Raw genomic sequence first — 16,839 nt, 5'->3', positions numbered from 1 at the left:
TCATCCGTGTACCCAGCGCGGATCAGGCGCGGGATAGCGGCCTGAAGGTCTGGGCCGCCGGATGCAGCCGCAGGCGATGACGGAGCGGGCGTTGGTGCTGGCGCAGGTTCCCCGCCCGTCAAAGACGATACGGCGCCGCTAATCTTGCCGCCCAGCTGGGTCAGGAAATTGCCGGACGGAGCCTGTCCGGTCAGCGCCTCTTGCAACGCCGCCTTCTTCTGGTTGGCCTGTAGCGTATCGCCCAAGCCCGAGAGCGTTGAATAGAAGTCGAATGCCGGAGGCCCTTGGAAGCCATTTGCCATGCGCGTCAGCCCAACTTCAGAGTGGTCGACGGAGCCCAGCCACCAATGCCGGTAGCCTTGCCAAGAAGGTTCGCGCCGCCCATGAGCGCACTCCAGAAGTTCTGCGATGCAGAGTACGGAGCAAGAGCGGCATCGGCATTGGCGTTGCCAGTCCCGGTCGCTGCGTTCCAGTCATAACTGGCCTTCTGCCCTGCGACACCGGTTGCCGTGCCAGCCTGCGCGCCGAGCACGCCCGCCCCGCCGCTGGTCGCAGCAGTAGCCCCGCTGAGATTGGGGGCAAGTGCGGAGAGAAAGTTGCCGTACTTGTTTGCGTCATAGTCGCTGGCGAATTTGATCGTATCCGCAGCAGTATTTCCGCCTCCGAGATCGCCGCGAGCTGCCGCCCCGCGATTCACCGCGTCAATGCCCGTGGTCAGACCGCCAGAATAGCCCGGCAAGGACTTGAAGATGGAAGCGGCCCGCGCGACGCCGTCCGCGCCATTAACACCAGTCGCATCATTGTAGGTATCCTGGCCAGCACCGAATTTGCCAGCGAGCGAACTAAAGTCGCCATAGGCCTGCTTATAAAGCGGATTGGCTTGGGCAAGACCCGCATCAAGCGCGGCATTCGCATCTGTCTTTCCGGTCGCATAGCCGGCAGCTTTTGCGGCTGCGGCCTCCTCTGCGGGCTTGGTGGAAAAGAGATCGGAGAAAAGACCCATGTGATGTCCTTAATTAAGTGTACGCCGATGTGGGTGGCGTGAAGTTCGCAGTCCAGCGGGCAATGCCAACGCTGAGCCGAAATTCGTCGTAGATGCCGAATGCTTTTGTATGCACGGCGCTGCTGCCAGCCGCCCCCACCCTGAACGGGTAGCCCGTCATGTTGGGGATAGAGCCTGACACCGAGACGTTGCCGCCCTCTTGGACTCCGTCGATGAACAGCTTTATTGTATTGCCGGTTCGAACAAACGCGATGTGCCGCTGAACTGCCGTAGTAAACGTGGTTGTTGAGGTGACCGAAAAAACTGAAGCACTGGTGTTGCACATGCTCGCGGTGAGTGTCCCGCCGCTGTTTCGCCAAATCATCAACGCGACATTGGCGAGAGCTAATTCGTCTCCAATTCCGCAAAGACCAGAGGTAGATGCAGAACTCACATTTGGCGTGTACCAGAAGTCGATAGTCCAATCCTGGCTACCGAAGTTGAAGTCAGCAGAATAAGGCGTCGTAATCGCATCGACGTTGACAAGGAACGGCAGGCTTAGCGCCGCTGTCCCGAATTTTTGACCTGATGTTGTTAGTGTCGTATTGGCCACGCCGCCGATAACAGACCAGGTCTTGGATGTCCCGCCCGCGTTGCTATCTGTGAACGTCTGGCTACCGTTGGCCCCGTCGAAGTGGAGCAGGATCTTCGTGAATGCGTCGTTGCCTGGCGATCCACCTGAAATGAGGCCAAGACCGAAGTAGCTCACGCGATCAGGCTTCCACTAAGCTGCCACGTGTCTGTAGCGCGCTTGTAAAGTGTTGCGCTTGCGTATTGCCCGCCAATAGACTTGAAGCTCGCCAGCGATGTAATCGTGACGCCGGAGCCCTGCGCGAGCGTCACCTTGCCCGCGCCGGTTTGCGTGACTTCGATCTGCGTCCCAACTGGGAACGCCACGGACGAGTTAGGTGGGACAGTTACGGTGACTGCTGAGGCGTTAGAGAATTCGCATATCTTGCCACTGTCAGTCAGAACAAATGTGTATGTCGTACCGGTCTGTGGATTGAGCGTCCGTGTAGTATCTGACTTGAGCGCAATCTCGGCTTCAATTGCCGTAAAATCTACATCAGAGAGCGGCTGCAACGCATCGAGGTACTTGAACCGATCGTACCAGTCCTTGGTGAACCGCCCGCCCGCATCGATAGCAACAACATCAATCGGAGGATTGCGGATAGCCACTTACACGGCCCTCGGGTCATCTGACTGCGTGCCGTACAGAAACGACGCATAGACCGGATCGGAAATATCAATACGCCAGCGCCGCCCCATCCATCGCGTGCGCCCAGAGCAGGAAACAAGCGACACAAGCTGCTGCGGTGACGCCTGCCGGCCAAGCTTGCGAATGACAGGAATACTCCACGTCACGCCGCCATCGTCCGACCACGAAATCTCAACAGAAGGATTGGTCGCAATAGGATCGGCACCCGTCGCTTCGCCGACGCCCGTTGCGAAATAGAAATCCGCCCGGCCCACAGTCTGGCCGGCAGGGAAATTCATCACCGGCCCGCTCTCGATACGCAGGCGAAGCGGGTTGCCTGTTTCGTCACGCGCCGATGTCGATATTTCCCGAATATTACCGCTGGTCGTGTCGCCCGTGAGCCACTTACCGTAAGCCGATATGGCGCCGGAGACGCGGCTGCGCGTAATGAGGTGGCTTTCTGCCTGCGACCATTGGCTTGTCGTAACATCCAGCCGCCACGTCCACGCTGGACAAGACAACTGCCAGAAAGCATGGCCGCGCGAGATAAAGGCCGTAGCCTCAAGCGTCGTTTTATCCGCTACCGCCTCAATCAAGCCATCCAAGTCGGACGGCGACACTTTAACCGGCGTGTAGCCATCCAGCTTGTAAACGCCGCAATCGTCGCCAACGAAGATCGGGCCGCGAGAAAACCCATCCTCATGTCCAGCGACACAGTAGGGCCCAAGCAGTCCGCGCGGAATAACCGTGTTGCGCGCCAGCGGGAATGGTATCGTGCCCGCATCCGTCCATACCTCGGTCGTTGCCGTTCCGAAGAACAACATACGCCCGCCCCACGCCACGCCACGCACAAGCCCATCAGGTCTGGCCTCAGCCTTGCCGAATGACAGCGCGTTGACTGCGGTAGAGTTCAGATCAGTTGCAAACGCCCGGCCATCGCCCGTGGTGAACACCAGATAACCATCCAGGGTATCCACCGAATTGACTGCTGGAAGGTCTGGGTCAGGATAACCGCTTGTGACTGCGCTCGGCGTGAACGTCGCAATGTTTCCGTCAGGGTCAACGAAAACCTTATCTGGCGTCGTATTGTTGTTTGCGGCGAAGAAACCGCGCTTGGTGCCGGCCAGGTTGCCTACGTTGGTGGACGCCCCGCCGGCACTTGAGAACTTTTCTAGCTTGCCGCTGAACGCCGCATACAGCACGCCATTGACCAAGGTAGACCCTCGAAACCCGGTCTGAGAGGTCGTGCCCCATGTCTTGAGTCCCGGCCCTCTGCGGATCGCCGTCTTGTTGGCCGCGCCGTCGCCTAGTTCCTCAACATAGCCGTTTACAATCCGCCCTCCACCCTCCAACGACTGTGCGCCGGGAGCGGTCTGAACTGGGAACGGAATCTTTGACTTCAAGTGCGGCCCCAATAGTACGTCCGTACGGGGGCCACAGCCGGGTCAATACGCAGTGTTCGCCGCGTTCTTGCGGGGCGCGAGAGTGTAGTCAGCGTCGCCTCCGCAATCTGCGAAAGCGCCATAAGTTTGGTATCTGCCGGAAGATTGAATGATGCGCACGCAGCGTTGGCGATATAGGCTGCAAGCGATAGGAACGCGCTGTCTTCGATCTCGCCGCCCGTGGGGCCGATCTCCCCCGCGTCTTGAACGTAGTAAATATCAAGCTGGGAAAGCTGGGCACATGCCGGGTCAACCACCTTGTCCATTTTATCGACAAGGTCCGCCTCAATCGACTGCCCCTCGGCAATGACGCCAAGGTTGATCAAAGCCTGATCGATGAGTTCGGCGCGCGTCTTGGACATTGCGGCTCCTAAAAGGAAAAGGGAGGGCCGAAGCCCTCCCCCTGTGTGTTAGGTGCCGGACACGCGAACCGCGAGGCGCGGATCGATGGTCTTGACGCCATAGAGCACGTCCAGACGCCAGGTGCTCTTGTCGTTCGTGCCGTCGTAGAACGGGATCACACGCACCGACAGACCGTTCTTGCTCTGACGCGAGCAATCCACGGCGCCTGGCGGCTTCACCATCGGAACGGTGCAGAGCGCAAAGGCGTTCTTGTGGAAGAACAGGTTGTTGGTGTAGCCGGTGTTTGCCGTGCCCACGAAGGTCATCGCCGCGTTGTCCGCAGGAGCCGCCGAAACGGTCTGGAACGCGCCCGAGGTGATGATCTGCGGAGCAATGGTCAGGGTCAGGTTGCCCGAGCCGTCCGAAGAGCCGTTGCTCACAACAACGAACTGCTTCAGGATCGGCAGGGTTGCCTTGGTGACCGGGTTCACATCGTACACACCGGCAATGGTGAATACGTCGCCCTTGACCACACGAGCCGCAGCCGCCGCAGTCCAGCCGTCAGTGATGAGCGTCTGGGTATTCGCGCCGGTCGTGTCGTAGGTGGTGTTCTGCGATGCGCCATTGACAAGCGGCGTGCCGCCCATCGGGCCAGTGGTGAACGTCGGGGCGTTCTGCGACATGAACGTATTGATGCCGCCGATCTTGCCGATCTCGCCTTCGCGGTACGATTTGTTGTTGATCGCCTGCGAGTAGAGAGCGGTCTGGCTGCCGGCCAGAGCCCAGAAGTCAGCCGGGGCAAGAATGGCCGAGCGGCTATCCTGCGGGACCGAACGCTGATCAAGGTTCTGCGCGCCCTTGGCAAAGCCCGCGAAGGACTGCACGAGCGTGCCGGGAGTACCGACCCACTGCGGGATGTCCTTGTAGAGGTTCATCGTCGCAACGTCGATCTGGTTGGCGATCTGGATCATCGCCGGACGAATGACGCGCTCCGACAGTTCACCGATATTCTGGGTGAGCTGCTGCGAGGTGAACGCGAAGTCCACGCCTGCAATGGAGTTGACCTGGATCGTGGTCTTCGCTTCCGTCACGTCCTGCGCGGAGGCAGTGATCGTGCTGCGGACGGTGAAGTCGGTCGGCTTGCGGATGGTGATGGTGTCGCCAACTTCATAGCCGTTGATCTTCTTGTCGAACTCGCCCTCGTAGCCGCGATAAACGGCGTTCGCCATGGTGAGTTCGTTTTCGAGAATCGCCAGCGAGGCTTTCGCGACGATGGATGCCGTAAGTGTAGTATTAGCCATTGCCTAAATCCTTCGGGATTTCAGGCTCCCTATTTTCCGTATGTCTTCTTGAGCCACGCATTCAGATCGCTCTCGGCGCTGGATGGGCTGGCTCCGCCTTTCAGGGCGGTTAACGGAGGGGGAGCGGAGGTTTGCTTCTTCGCTTCCGGCAAGGCAACAGTGGCTTCCAGCCGTCCCATTTCGCGGGCCAGCTCACGAGCGTTCATGCTGTTGAGTGCGTCGAGCTTTTCGGGGTTCTTTGCGAGGTGATACGAAAGAAGCGCGCTCTTATCCGAAGACATGATCTCGTCGATCACATCCTGCCGGACCTGAACTCCCTTCATCGTGCCCATGACTTCGTCGAAGTCCGCGATTACCTCGCGTGCGTCTTCGATCCGCTCAGCGTGCGCTAGTGCGCGCTCCCGAGCGGCCTCGGTCTGTTTGGTTGTAAGTTCTGACTGCTCTTTCGAGCTGAGTTCTTTGCGAATGATTTCCCTCGTCCGCTGCCCAGCCCTGAAGGCCGTCAAAGCGTCGCGATAGGCAAACCAGTCACCATTAAAGTCAGCCTCTACGGGCTCTTTTTCTTCGTCTGCGTCGCCAGCATTGGCCGGCGCTTTGCTACGCAGTTCTTCAATCTCCCGCTCTTTGGCGGAGAGTTCACTTAGAAGGCGCTGCTCACGGAGCTTGGCCCGCTGCGCACCACTAAGTTTCTTTGGCTTACCGTCGTCCGGCTCACCATCTCCATCGGCCTTTGGTTTTTCTTCTACCTTGGCTTCAGGCTCTTTCGGGTTTCCGTCTTCATCAATCTCGACTTCAGGCGTTACCGCCGCGTCCAGATCAATGATGCCGTCGTTGATAACTTCCGCCTCAGCCGGCGTCCCCGCCTGCTCGTTGGTGTCGGACATTGTACTTCCCATAGAAAAAGCCGCCCCGAAGGACGGCTTGCAAACGCTCTGTCCGGCAGCTCACCCGCCAGACTTGAAGCGAAACTTATTGCGCTGGAGCGGGCTCCGGCGACGTCATGTCTCGTGTGTGGCGCTCGCCCTCGCGGAATGCGCCAAGACCCTGCAGCGTCATTTCTGCAGTGTGGCGATCCTGGCTGTGCGCCATGTCGCGCTCGTGCGCCGCATTAGCACGCGTCATATCGATGTGATCGCGCTCGATACCGTGGACGTTCTCGACGTGAAGCCGGGCCAGTTCTGCCTTCTTGATTAGGGCTTCGGTCTTTGCTTTCTCGGCGTCGGCTATCGCCCTTTCAGCATCGGCCTTTGCTTGCATAGCCTCGGCCTGCGCCTTCTCCACCTTTGCCTGAGCCTCGGCCATCTGCATCTGAGCGGCCTGCTCGGCCATCTGCTGTTGCTTCTGTTGCGCCGCTTCCTGCTGTCGCTGCTCAGGAGACGGCGGCTGTTGCTGGCCCGCCGCCTGCTCGCGCTGCTTGCGATCTGCTTCCAGCTTTGCCTTGATGGGAGGCGGCAACAACTCCTCCAGCCGCTCGCCAATTTCTTCCGCGTGGGGCCAGTCCATAGCCTTGGCGTACAAATCGCCCATCACCGGAGCGGCGGGCGGGTAGGCCCGGATAAACTCGGTCATGCCGGCCTGCGCGGCCTCGCGCTTGGTGGTGTACGACGGTCCCTGCTCCATCATCACGTCATAGGAGCCGGACGACATATCGTTCAAAATCTTCTCGACGCCGTTAACCACCTGCGGCTTGTTGATCTCGACCATGTCCGGCTTGCCGTCATCGCCAAGAATGCGGATGGTGCGCTGCGTGTCGTAAATCTTCGGGAACAGTTCGTTGACGATCTCGCCAGTGCGCTCAATCGCAAGCGCGAAGTTGTCATGATAGACGTATGTGCCGGTGTCGCCCTGCTGGTCGCGGCGCTCAATGGCAATGCCGCTAGTCTCGTTAGACTTGGCGCCAAGGCTGGCGTCGTAAATGCCTATAACCGCCTTCATGTCGTTGGACACGTTCAGCGCGCCCGCCTGGATAGCCTGAGAGGCTACGGGAGGCTGAATGCGCTCAGGCCTGCCGCCAGGCGCCGATGGGTCCGGCGTATATTCCAGGAACGGCAAGTTGTCGGTGTTGGCGACTTCCCACTGATCGTAGTGATCCTGAAACATTTTCTTGGTGCCAAGGTACGGAGCCTTGGGCTGGAGCGCGACAACCTCAGTTTCTGCCGAGGCGTAGTAGTTCACCATACGCTGAAGATCGCGGGCGTAGCGGACGATGCCATGACGATACACGTCACGTCCGACGCGGACCTCCTCACCGATCACAGGTACAACCGGGATGAACATCCCCGGCCAGTCCTGCTCATCGAGCACCTCGGCCATCGTAATCAGGTAGCGGCAAATCTTGTAGCTGTCCCGCTCCTCGATACGGGCTTGCTTCTGCTCACGCAGGAAATTCAGCCCAGCCTCAAGTTGTTCCTTTGGAACATCCTTGACCTGATCTGTCAGATCCTCGATCGATCCATCCGGCAGAAGCGCCAGCGTGCGCTTCATCGGCTTCTTCTTCCAGTACTGGACAACACGAATGTAATCGTCGCTGTGCCAGTTATCGAAGGCGCTGGTCGTGCCAGTGCCGCACTGCCGGGTATCGAAGCCCTCGGCCTTGGCATTCGGCCACTGCTTCTTGAACTTCGCCAGCGTCATATCGACCGGGACGAAGCAATGATCCGCGTCATCCTTGGTCTGCAAAATTGCGTCTGCATCCCAGAGAACAGAAACACTATCCTCGATGCCTACAATGCGGATTTCCTGATTGAAGGTTCCGGCATGGGCGTATTCGGTCGTTATCTGCCAATGGCCGATGCCACAAGTAACCTGGCTATCCGCCCCAGTGGTGTAAACGTGCTTGGCCTTTGAGCGGTTCTCAACGTACCGGATCATGCCGGCGCGAACCTCGGCGGTCTTGATGTCGGCGCCGCTATCGACCGGCACAACCTTGATGCCTGGCCGCGTCTGGCGCATGTCGCCCGTGACCTGACGGATGAACTGCGGGAGCTTGTTCACGACATGGCACGGACGGCCCTTGCGAGCTTCTAGCGCCTCTGGCGTCCACTGGTCGGACTTGTTGCCCCGGCGAAACCGAAGATCCTCGTAGGCCTCATCAATGTTATTGCGCTCGCGCTCATAGTCGCGCTCGTATTCCAGCAAGGCCTCTTTGTGGACGGCTTCCCAGGCCTCGCTCTGCGTCGGCTCCTTGGCCTCTGCCTTATCGTCGGCGTCGTAATCGTCTGCCATCAAGCGCCCATCCAGCCGCCAACGCGGCGTTGCGAGCGCGGGCGAGCCGTTGGTTCGGAGTCGGCAAACCGCTTCATCATGATTGCGTATCTGGTCGCCGACAAAAGATCGTCGCGCTCCTTCACGATCTTGCCATCCTTGCGGTGATACAAACGAAATTCATCAAACCATTCCTTGAGGTGCGAAAACACCTTGAAGCGACCGGTCTGCATCCGGTCCAGCATTTCAATCACGCCCGCCTCAACGCCGTTGCCACCATCCTCGAACGTGGCGCGCTCCGGGAGCGTATTCAGTCCTTGATCGGCATAGAGACTGGCAAGCTGCTCGCCAGAGCCCTTGTCGTGCTGTAGGCCGTCGTGGGGCCATGCACATGGTATCCACTCGCCCCACGGCTTGATCGACGCAGCGTGAATAACCGGGGTCGATTTACTCTCGCGGTAGCAGGCGATGACGTACCAAACATCGGCGTCACGATCCCACGCGCTACTCACAGCAGCGAATGGGTGATCCCAGCCGAAATCGAGGCCGTTGATCCGCGCCCAATGCGCTGGAATCGGAATAGCATCGATAGCTATCTGCTCGTCCTTGATCGGGAACACCCGGCCAGAACCCAGCGTAGGCAGGCCCTTAACCCGCGCTTCCCGCTCATGCTCTGGGTAGCTGGCGACAATCGCGTCCCGCTGTTCCTTCGTGTAGTGCCCCGCATCATCAATGGTCATGCGGGTGATGGAGCGGGTCATTCCAGCCCGCACTCCTGAATGAACATATGAACCACGTCAGACATGCCGAGCAGTGGCGTAAACGTCAGATAGACCATCCCGCCAGTTGCGTTGGTCCGGGTCAGCCCTTCCATGTAGATGTCCATCGGCGGCTCTTCATCGAACCAGACCACATCGAGCGTTTCGCCCTGCCACTTCTCGCGGCCCTGATCGTACGACTTGAAGCCCAGCGTCGAATTATCGCCAGAAACGTGCTTAACAAGAACGCTATCAATAGCGTCCGCAACGCCCATTCGGCTAGAAGTGTCCTGTATCGCATCGCCGGGTATCATTCCCGATCCCCAGGATGCGCGGTCCTTTGGCTCGCCAACCAAAAGACGCTGCACGCCGTCTCGCGTCACCTCGCCAGTCTTAGATCCCGCCCAGGATCGAATAGGACGGTCGAAGACTCGCCCGCGCCACCATGGCGGATATTTGCCTGTCAAATGATAAGCCAGCTCAGCGGCGCCGCTAAAAGTTTTGCCAAGCTGGTTGCCGGCCATCAGAAGGCGCTCGCGGTGCGAGAGCCCAGCCGCGTGAAATTCTTCCTGCCTTGCGTAGGGTTTGTATCGAGTGAGCTTAGTGCGTGACAGCCGGCGCTTGATCTCGTTCGCCAGAGCCGCCCGCTCCCTCAGCGCCGAGGAAAGGTCGAATGACGCTGTCGAGTTGGCGGATGCGCTCGATAAGCTGTTCATCGGTCAGTTCGGATTCATTGGTGATCTTCAGTTCCCTCGGAAGGATCGACGCGATTACCTTCAGATAGGCATCCGGCTTCTCGGTGCGCACAGCAACAATCGCAGCCTCGCCTGAAGCCTCGAAATCCTTCTGAAGCGCGGCGATGAAGTCCTCGCCAAGTTTGTTGCGCGAGCCCTTCGGGCGCCCGTTCGGGTTCCCGGATTGACCTGGCTTAAACAGGTGTTCCGGGCGCTGTTTGCCATCTGTAAATTCAGTCACTTTTCTACCCAAAACATTCCCCAATGGCTCGCGCTCACCCAACGGCCCTGTCGGCTGACTTCAAAACGATAGGTCCATTCTGAGTTGGGGTGGCTATGCACAAGGAGGCTCGTTGTATTCGTCTGTTGAGAATTGATCTGGTGTTCCACGAGCAAAGGTAAATCGTTCAGTCTTCGCCGGCCTCGATATGATCTTGGACCATTCGCCTATGTGCATCGTCTCGGACTGGCCGTTGATTGTTACTGTGATGTATTCGCCGTCACGACAAAGGGTCATGATTTATCAGTGACCATTATGTAGATAAACCAGCACGTGCCTGCGAATGATGCCAGCCACAGCCCCAAAACGAAGAGGAACATATTCAAACAAGACTCCCAGAAAGCGGGCAATGCGGATGGACGAGAGATGATTACTGAGTGGGCATCCCATCGATCATATGGCGAACCATCGCATCAGCTTGCGTGGCGTCGAATAGATTGGTTCCGCTCGGTGTTGCATCAACTTCTGGCGCGTAATTCGGGCGCTGATAGTTGATGCCGTTATCCGGGTTGAACGTTTTCGGAAGCTTCCAGCAAAGGAAGCGATCGACCATGTGCTTGATTTGATCTTCAGTCATGAAGTCCACTCATTCGCCCTGGCCGATGTTCAGGCCGTGATGTGCTTGACGCCCCACATAACCGCCTCTTCAATCTTGGTCTTTGCGAGCGAGATTTCGCGGCTATTGCCCATGCCAGCGATGAGATCGTGAAACTTCAGGCCCTCGTCCTTGATCGCCTGCATGCTTGCCTTCTCAGCATCCGAGAGGATGCGGTAAGCGTGGCGCATGGTATTGTTCACGGTGCGGGCGTCAGAGGCGCTATCGACAGAAGCCATCTTGGCTCTCCTATCTGCTGGGGTTGAAAACTCAGTACGTAGCCTCCCGACTATTCGGGATTTGCGCTTTCTGCGATCTTTGTTGAACCAATATTCAACCCAACACATAAACCAGTGTTATGCGCTACATCAGGTAGAAGCTCGATTTGGCCGATGTTCGAGATCTTTGTTAAGACTAAGGGGTCCACCCGGTTTCCCAGCTAGACCCCTTTTTCGGCATGCACAGCAAGCGCCGCACACCCGATGAATATTTAGCTCCGAGCAGCAGCACCCCTCGAAAGGCTGTTCAGCAAAGACCTCAGAATGAGAGATCACGCCGAACGAGGCATAGTCACTGAGTGTTCCTGAATTGATGCGGGCTCGCGCGTCGGTTACAGCGATCATTGCAATGCGCTCGGACACCAGCCCGCTCTACGTAGGCCTACGCAGGGACTTTCCGGGGAACGCAGCCGTGAAGGCTGGGGTTTGTAAGGGAGCCCATTGGCGCTATTGTCCCCCGGAAACACATCAAGCCGCCAACGGCGTACCGGGCAGCGGCTTTTTTGATCTATTGCTGCTCATGCGGGTAATAACCTCTCGCATGACCTTGAGCGCCTTTTTGAGCATCCGGCCCGCCTGGAAACGGGAAATACCCAACTCCCGCGCGGCTTGCGGCACTGTTATTGGCGTTTCGCGAAGGAAAACCATTTCCACCAGCTTGCGCTGGGCTCCGCTGAGCGAAATAAACGCCGCAGCGAATTTTTCTTTCTGGTCCTTGATGTCCTCGTAAAGGATCGACAAATCCTCTGGCGAGGTATCCAGCTTTGACCACGTTTCACAAATGGCCGCCGCATTACCGTATTCACCCCAAGAGTCGTATTCGTAGATTCTTTCGATCTTGTCGCTCTTGAGCGGCGGAACGCCAGAATCCTTTGGATACCACTCCGAGGGTTCAGCCCGAATGCCGTGCATGATGGCGGACCTGATCTTGATCGACGCCCAAACGGAGAATCGCCCGGAGTCGGGGTCGTATGACCTCGCCGCCAGCACCAAGCCTTCCCGTCCGAAAGATTGCAGATCTTCAAAGTCTGCGTCGCCGCCCCGGAAATCGGAAGCTATCGTGGTAACTAGGCCCATATTATCTGCAATGAGCCTGTTCTGTTCAGCTTCGGTCAAAACTTCACCCCCGCCGTTGAATTGTCCCTACTGTTACTATCCCGCCGATGTTCGAAATGTGCGGGTTGGGGTGAAATATTGTTTCTCGCCGCCGTGTTTCGTTTCCTGCCTACTCTTGCCATGTGATGCCCCGTGGTGATGGAAAATTGTTCAGTGAAGAATCCCAGAAAGCCTAAATCGCGGAACTAACGCCCCTCTCCGCGACTGAGTGTTCATTCAGCGGCCTGCAAAACGGGCAGTGTGAACTTGCCGCGCCACGTCCGCCACGCTTCGTGGACGGCACCTGTGCCCGGATAGAGGTCTATCAATTCATCCTCGGGACGAGCGCCAAGCAATTCGAAGGCCCAATGGCAAACCGCCTCTGGCTTCGCGCCTGTCAATCCCCTGCGCAACGTGATGCTTTCCTGAATCCAGTCGCGCATCACTAGACGCTTGCTGACTACTGGTTTGCGAGCCGCCTTAATAATGACCGGCTCCCACGCATAGGCGACCGGGACGTTCCGTTTGAACGCAGCGAAACCCTTGACCCAAGACATCCAGCGCGCGCCTTCAACACCCTCGACCAGCGGCGCGAGGACGGCCATGGATTTCGGCGTGGCGGCTGCGTGTAATACCCATCCATCATAATCGGATTGCAGGTGCTCAATCAGTTCAGCATGATCAACTTCGCCCGCATAGCTTTCCTGATCGCGATAAAGGTGCGCGCAACCAATGTATGGCGGGTCCGCGTATCCGATTTTCATTTTTTCGCTCCGCCAGATAAGCGCTCAATTTCTCGAAATGCTGTAGCTAACTGTCTTTTTATCGATGCTATTTCTTCGCGCTGCCCTGCGACGGCGCTAATGAGCGTCTCAATTGTTTTCTGTAAATCGACGTTCATTTCGTCCCTCCACTCAGTTCGTGTGTTCAGTGTTGTTTTCGATTCCGGCTTTGTGGGATTTCAGTAAATCAAACCGTTGATGGCCCTATGCCCGCTTTCAGCTTTGCAACGAGATCAGCAAGACCATCTCCGATCTTCTTCTGCGTCTCTGGAGAAGCCTTCTCAGCCTCGCTCGCGCGGCGCTGTTCTGCTGCCCGGCGGTCCCACGCCTCCTGGTAGCGCACCCGGTACATGTGGCTTTCGCATTCGGTCTTGACCTCCGCCACGGTTGGCAACCATTTGATTTTGCTTGGGAGGCCTGTGCGCGGGTCCGTTACCGTTTCAATCACCGAATCCGGATACTCCGACAGGATCGCAGTTACCGCTGCCACGTAAATCTCCGGATCGTTCGCGTCCTGCTTCCGGTAGCAGCCGAACATCATCCCCGCTCTCAACGATGCGAAGCCCTGTCGGCCTTGGTCCGAATGAGATTCCTGCATCTGCTTGCCGCCTTGCGACATTCGCAAGACTTTCTGATTTTCCACTTGCCACCTCCGCTGGTTGATCGTTGAAGCGCTCCTGGTGCAGGAACGTCGCGGGATTGAGCCACGGCCTGTCAGGTGGCTTCGTGCGGATGTATCGGTGCTCGCCCTCGTAAATCGAGAGCCACGGCACGCCACGCCGGCGAAGGCGCTCAAGCTCGTTCATGGCCTTGGGCTTGCCGACCTTGTTGGGCCACGCATCCCAGAACAGCACCCGAAAGTCGGACGGCCACCCATCGTCAAGCGCGGCTTCGCGCGTCTCTTTCTTTTCTGCTTCTGTATCTGTATCTGTATCTGTATCTGGTCGTAACGGCGTTACGGTAGCGTTACGGTCGTTACGCTTGTTGCTCCTGTAACGCTTCATTCGTTCGGCGGCAGTCGGGTCCGTAACATCGGCCTTATATTGGCGCTTGTTCCAGTTGTGCGGAGCGAAGCCATCCTCTGTTTTATCGAGAAGGCCAGCGCCATGAAGCTCTGCAAGGATAGCGGCGGCGCGCTCCGGCTTAACGCGAAGTGTGTATGCGATCTGCTTAATGGGCGGGAACTCCCCATTATTAGAAGAGGCAATGCACATTAGATTGAACCACGCGCGATGCAGTTCATCCGAAAGAAGTCCAAGCTTCGGATCGGTCGCAGCCTCATCATATGCCCGCCACCATCGGCTCATGCGAGCATCCCCAATGCGTGCATATAGGTATCCAGGATCGCCTCCTGTTCGGCGCGCTTGTCCGGGTCCTGCTTACGGAGGGCTACAATCCGGCGCAGCGCTTTCACATCGAAGCCATTGCCTTTGGCCTCGGTGTAAATGTCCTTGATCTCGTCCCCGATCTCAGCCCTTGCGGCTTCACGGTTCTCCACGCGCTCGATAATGGATTTAAGCTGGTCCTTAGCGATGCTGTTGTGTCCGATCTCAGTCATGTCATGCCCCTAGTTCGTCTGAGAGAATCTGAACGTCTTTCGCGATTGGGTGTTTAAGAGCGATCATTTGTTGGACAGCGCGGACGCTGTGCATGATCGTCGTGTGGTCCCTTCCCCCGAAGTGCCGGCCAATCACGGGATAGGACTTCGTGGTGAACTGCTTGCAGAGATAGATTGCGACAGCGCGCGGCAAATATGCTTCTTGCGTCTTGCGGGCCGTCTCCATGAAAAGGACCGGAACGCCGAAGTGCTCAGCCGTCATTTCCTGGATTTCACGGATGCCCGGCTTGACCGCCAACAGCTCCCACGCAAGGTCGTAGAAGTCTTTTTGAGGCGGCTGGGGTGGGCGGACGCGAAGTGGCTTTTGATCCGGCCAAAACTTATCCATCCGCACTTTATGAGCTTGTGCGAACTCTCGGTGTGATGCTGTGATGTTCACTGCCCCTAGACCTCCCTCACCCTCAATGGTCGTGATGCTGAACTCTGCGGTCTTGCCTTAGGAAACCCGCGCGACTGGATCGTCTTACGCTGAGGCTCCAACCCGTATTCCTTCTTGAAGACACAATCCGCCTTCTGCATTCGCGGGTTGTCTTCGGTGAACGTCTTGAGGTCCGCGCAGTTCTTGCAATGAACCTTGCAGTTTTCCAGCGTTGGCTCGCCGCCCAGCCCATCAGGAATGACGTGCTCGTAAATGGTGCCGGTGCGCTTGCTGAGCATGTGGCCGCAGCCCTCGCACTTTGGAACACCATCAGGCTTGCAGCAGCGGGCCATGGCCAGCTTGCGAACCGAGAGAGGAAACTCTTTGCGTGAGGTGCCGCGCAGCTTCATGCGAACGCCCCATCATGGAACGTCACGCCATTCTCGGCGCCCCAGGCAAACTCGCCGTGATCTTGTTTTGATGCCACCTCTCTGGCCGTGTTGGCCGATTCCTTGCTATCGAACAGGCCGAGATATTTAACAGCGCCATTGGTCTTGATTTGCGCCTGCCACTTCTTCGCGGCCTTGCTCCATGTGACGCCCTTGAAGCCAGAAGTATTATTCTTCTGCGGACCGCGATTGCGAGCGTTCTCGGCATTGGTCGCAATGCGCAGGTTGCAGCGCCGATTGTCCCTGCCGTTGCCATTAATGTGATCTACGATTTGATCATCATTGGCACCGACAATCACACGGTGCAGGCGAATCGTAACACTGCGCCCATCAATCTTTTGCGCGCGCTTTGCATATATGGTGTTTGCCTTAACTAGAGCGGTCCACGAATAACCCTCGACCAGTGGCACGTCCTCTGCGTCAATCAACGCAACGTATCCCTGCGTTAGCGGGACAATAGCAATAGGGCCGCTCACAAAAATACCGCGCTTGCTCATGCTGCAACCTCGTCGTGAAAGCGGACACCATTTTCCACGCCCCACGCGTGCATAAAGTCTATTAGTTCGCTCATTTCCGCCTTTGAGAGATCAGAGGATGAGCTCCCCCACGGAATGAAGGTAGAGTTGTCCAGCGCCGGGATAAACTGAACCTCACGACCACATGCGTGCATGAAAAGCACCTTCCATTGATCCGGCGTATACTTGCGGCCAGCGTGTTCCTTCTGCGACGCGATGTCGGTCAGCATTGCCCACATGCGGTCATTCTGCGGAATGGTGCGCTTTGGCTTCTTGAACTCAATTCGCGTTCCAACAGGGGATTGAGACGCCCATGCGGACGCTCGCTCCCTGTCAGACTTCCCGTTCACCGTGATTAGCGCCCTGCTCATGAGCGCGGCCTAAAACGGGATGTCGTCTGTTAGATCGTTATTTCCCGCAGCAACGCGGCGCGGCGGGGCGCGACCAGTGGCCAAGGCATAATCGTTGCCCTGCTCTTGGCTCTCTGACCGCTCACCCGGCTTATCGAGCATTGTCAGAACGCCGCCGTAGCCATTCAAAACAACCTCGGTCGAGTATTTGTCCTGACCGTCCTTGTCCTGCCACTTGCGAGTCTGTAACGCGCCCTCGATGTAAACCTTCGCGCCCTTTTGCAGATACTTCTCTGCCACGCTGCACAAGCCCTCATTCCAGATTACAACGCGGTGCCATTCGGTTTTTTCTTTCCGCTCGCCAGAGGCCTTGTCCTTCCATGTTTCGGATGTGGCGACGCTCAGGTTGACGACAGGCTTTCCGTCCTGCGTGCGGCGCACTTCGGGATCGCCGCCAAGATTGCCGATGAGTAGAACCTTGTTCACGCTTCCAGCCAT

General features: G+C 57.6%; 22 protein-coding genes and 1 pseudogene. All 23 read right to left on the bottom strand.

The features are described 5' to 3' along the window. Positions 1 to 307: 307 nt before the first annotated feature. On the bottom strand, positions 308 to 1,003 hold the full coding sequence (locus tag ACP7AL_RS11495; RefSeq protein WP_425991381.1) for a hypothetical protein: 696 nt from the start codon (positions 1,001 to 1,003) through the stop codon (positions 308 to 310). A gap of 13 nt (positions 1,004 to 1,016) precedes the next feature. Further along, positions 1,017 to 1,751, bottom strand: coding sequence for a LamG-like jellyroll fold domain-containing protein (locus ACP7AL_RS11490; RefSeq protein ID WP_425991379.1), 735 nt, complete (start codon positions 1,749 to 1,751; stop codon positions 1,017 to 1,019). Next, positions 1,748 to 2,221 (bottom strand): hypothetical protein, encoded by a 474-nt coding sequence (locus ACP7AL_RS11485; RefSeq protein ID WP_425991377.1) that lies wholly within the window; start codon positions 2,219 to 2,221, stop codon positions 1,748 to 1,750. Before ACP7AL_RS11485 ends, ACP7AL_RS11490 begins: the two co-directional genes overlap by 4 nt. Continuing rightward, entirely contained in the window at positions 2,222 to 3,454 is a 1,233-nt protein-coding gene (locus ACP7AL_RS11480) for a hypothetical protein (RefSeq protein ID WP_425991375.1), read from the bottom strand. A 185-nt stretch (positions 3,455 to 3,639) separates the two neighbouring features. Continuing rightward, complete coding sequence (locus ACP7AL_RS11475) at positions 3,640 to 4,044, bottom strand: hypothetical protein (RefSeq protein WP_425991373.1); 405 nt, start codon at positions 4,042 to 4,044, stop codon at positions 3,640 to 3,642. 48 nt (positions 4,045 to 4,092) lie between these two features. Next, positions 4,093 to 5,325 carry a P22 phage major capsid protein family protein gene (locus ACP7AL_RS11470; protein ID WP_425991371.1) on the bottom strand — a complete coding sequence of 411 codons (1,233 nt, stop codon included), beginning with the start codon at positions 5,323 to 5,325 and terminating at the stop codon, positions 4,093 to 4,095. 29 nt (positions 5,326 to 5,354) lie between these two features. Next, positions 5,355 to 6,209 carry a hypothetical protein gene (locus ACP7AL_RS11465; protein WP_425991369.1) on the bottom strand — a complete coding sequence of 285 codons (855 nt, stop codon included), beginning with the start codon at positions 6,207 to 6,209 and terminating at the stop codon, positions 5,355 to 5,357. 85 nt (positions 6,210 to 6,294) lie between these two features. Then, complete coding sequence (locus tag ACP7AL_RS11460) at positions 6,295 to 8,550, bottom strand: portal protein (RefSeq protein ID WP_425991367.1); 2,256 nt, start codon at positions 8,548 to 8,550, stop codon at positions 6,295 to 6,297. Continuing rightward, a pseudogene (locus ACP7AL_RS11455) lies at positions 8,550 to 10,003 on the bottom strand (terminase large subunit domain-containing protein). Before ACP7AL_RS11455 ends, ACP7AL_RS11460 begins: the two are co-directional and overlap by 1 nt. Beyond that, complete coding sequence (locus ACP7AL_RS11450; protein ID WP_425991365.1) at positions 9,888 to 10,304, bottom strand: DUF5681 domain-containing protein; 417 nt, start codon at positions 10,302 to 10,304, stop codon at positions 9,888 to 9,890. The pseudogene ACP7AL_RS11455 and the gene ACP7AL_RS11450 overlap by 116 nt, the downstream one beginning before the upstream one ends. Before the next feature lie 367 nt (positions 10,305 to 10,671). Next, positions 10,672 to 10,878 (bottom strand): hypothetical protein, encoded by a 207-nt coding sequence (locus ACP7AL_RS11445; protein WP_425991363.1) that lies wholly within the window; start codon positions 10,876 to 10,878, stop codon positions 10,672 to 10,674. A gap of 29 nt (positions 10,879 to 10,907) precedes the next feature. Continuing rightward, entirely contained in the window at positions 10,908 to 11,135 is a 228-nt protein-coding gene (locus ACP7AL_RS11440; RefSeq protein WP_425991361.1) for a DUF7681 family protein, read from the bottom strand. A 507-nt stretch (positions 11,136 to 11,642) separates the two neighbouring features. Further along, entirely contained in the window at positions 11,643 to 12,290 is a 648-nt protein-coding gene (locus tag ACP7AL_RS11435; protein WP_425991359.1) for a sigma-70 family RNA polymerase sigma factor, read from the bottom strand. 212 nt (positions 12,291 to 12,502) lie between these two features. Further along, positions 12,503 to 13,033, bottom strand: coding sequence for a hypothetical protein (locus tag ACP7AL_RS11430; RefSeq protein ID WP_425991357.1), 531 nt, complete (start codon positions 13,031 to 13,033; stop codon positions 12,503 to 12,505). Then, positions 13,030 to 13,170 (bottom strand): hypothetical protein, encoded by a 141-nt coding sequence (locus ACP7AL_RS11425; protein ID WP_425991355.1) that lies wholly within the window; start codon positions 13,168 to 13,170, stop codon positions 13,030 to 13,032. Before ACP7AL_RS11425 ends, ACP7AL_RS11430 begins: the two co-directional genes overlap by 4 nt. A 68-nt stretch (positions 13,171 to 13,238) precedes the next feature. After that, the gene (locus ACP7AL_RS11420; RefSeq protein WP_425991353.1) at positions 13,239 to 13,541 is read right to left on the bottom strand and encodes a hypothetical protein; all 303 of its coding nucleotides are present in this window, start codon (positions 13,539 to 13,541) and stop codon (positions 13,239 to 13,241) included. Further along, a complete protein-coding gene (locus ACP7AL_RS11415) occupies positions 13,492 to 14,358 on the bottom strand; it encodes a hypothetical protein (RefSeq protein WP_425991351.1) in 867 nt (288 codons plus the stop codon). The genes ACP7AL_RS11420 and ACP7AL_RS11415 overlap by 50 nt, the downstream gene beginning before the upstream one ends. After that, the gene (locus ACP7AL_RS11410; RefSeq protein ID WP_425991349.1) at positions 14,355 to 14,609 is read right to left on the bottom strand and encodes a DUF2312 domain-containing protein; all 255 of its coding nucleotides are present in this window, start codon (positions 14,607 to 14,609) and stop codon (positions 14,355 to 14,357) included. Before ACP7AL_RS11410 ends, ACP7AL_RS11415 begins: the two co-directional genes overlap by 4 nt. A gap of 1 nt (position 14,610) precedes the next feature. Then, positions 14,611 to 15,048, bottom strand: a complete 438-nt coding sequence (locus ACP7AL_RS11405) for a helix-turn-helix domain-containing protein (protein ID WP_425991347.1) — start codon at positions 15,046 to 15,048, stop codon at positions 14,611 to 14,613. 5 nt (positions 15,049 to 15,053) lie between these two features. Next, a complete protein-coding gene (locus tag ACP7AL_RS11400) occupies positions 15,054 to 15,437 on the bottom strand; it encodes an HNH endonuclease (protein WP_425991345.1) in 384 nt (127 codons plus the stop codon). Further along, positions 15,434 to 15,973, bottom strand: a complete 540-nt coding sequence (locus tag ACP7AL_RS11395; protein ID WP_425991343.1) for an HNH endonuclease — start codon at positions 15,971 to 15,973, stop codon at positions 15,434 to 15,436. Before ACP7AL_RS11395 ends, ACP7AL_RS11400 begins: the two co-directional genes overlap by 4 nt. Beyond that, entirely contained in the window at positions 15,970 to 16,362 is a 393-nt protein-coding gene (locus ACP7AL_RS11390) for a recombination protein NinB (protein WP_425991341.1), read from the bottom strand. Before ACP7AL_RS11390 ends, ACP7AL_RS11395 begins: the two co-directional genes overlap by 4 nt. 9 nt (positions 16,363 to 16,371) lie before the next feature. Continuing rightward, positions 16,372 to 16,839 carry a single-stranded DNA-binding protein gene (ssb, locus tag ACP7AL_RS11385; protein ID WP_425991339.1) on the bottom strand — a complete coding sequence of 156 codons (468 nt, stop codon included), beginning with the start codon at positions 16,837 to 16,839 and terminating at the stop codon, positions 16,372 to 16,374.

This window comes from Afipia sp. DC4300-2b1, from assembly GCF_049895725.1.
Lineage (GTDB): Bacteria > Pseudomonadota > Alphaproteobacteria > Rhizobiales > Xanthobacteraceae > Afipia > Afipia broomeae.
Note: the sequence above shows the minus strand (reverse complement) of the source record. Positions and strands in the feature narration are given on the sequence as shown.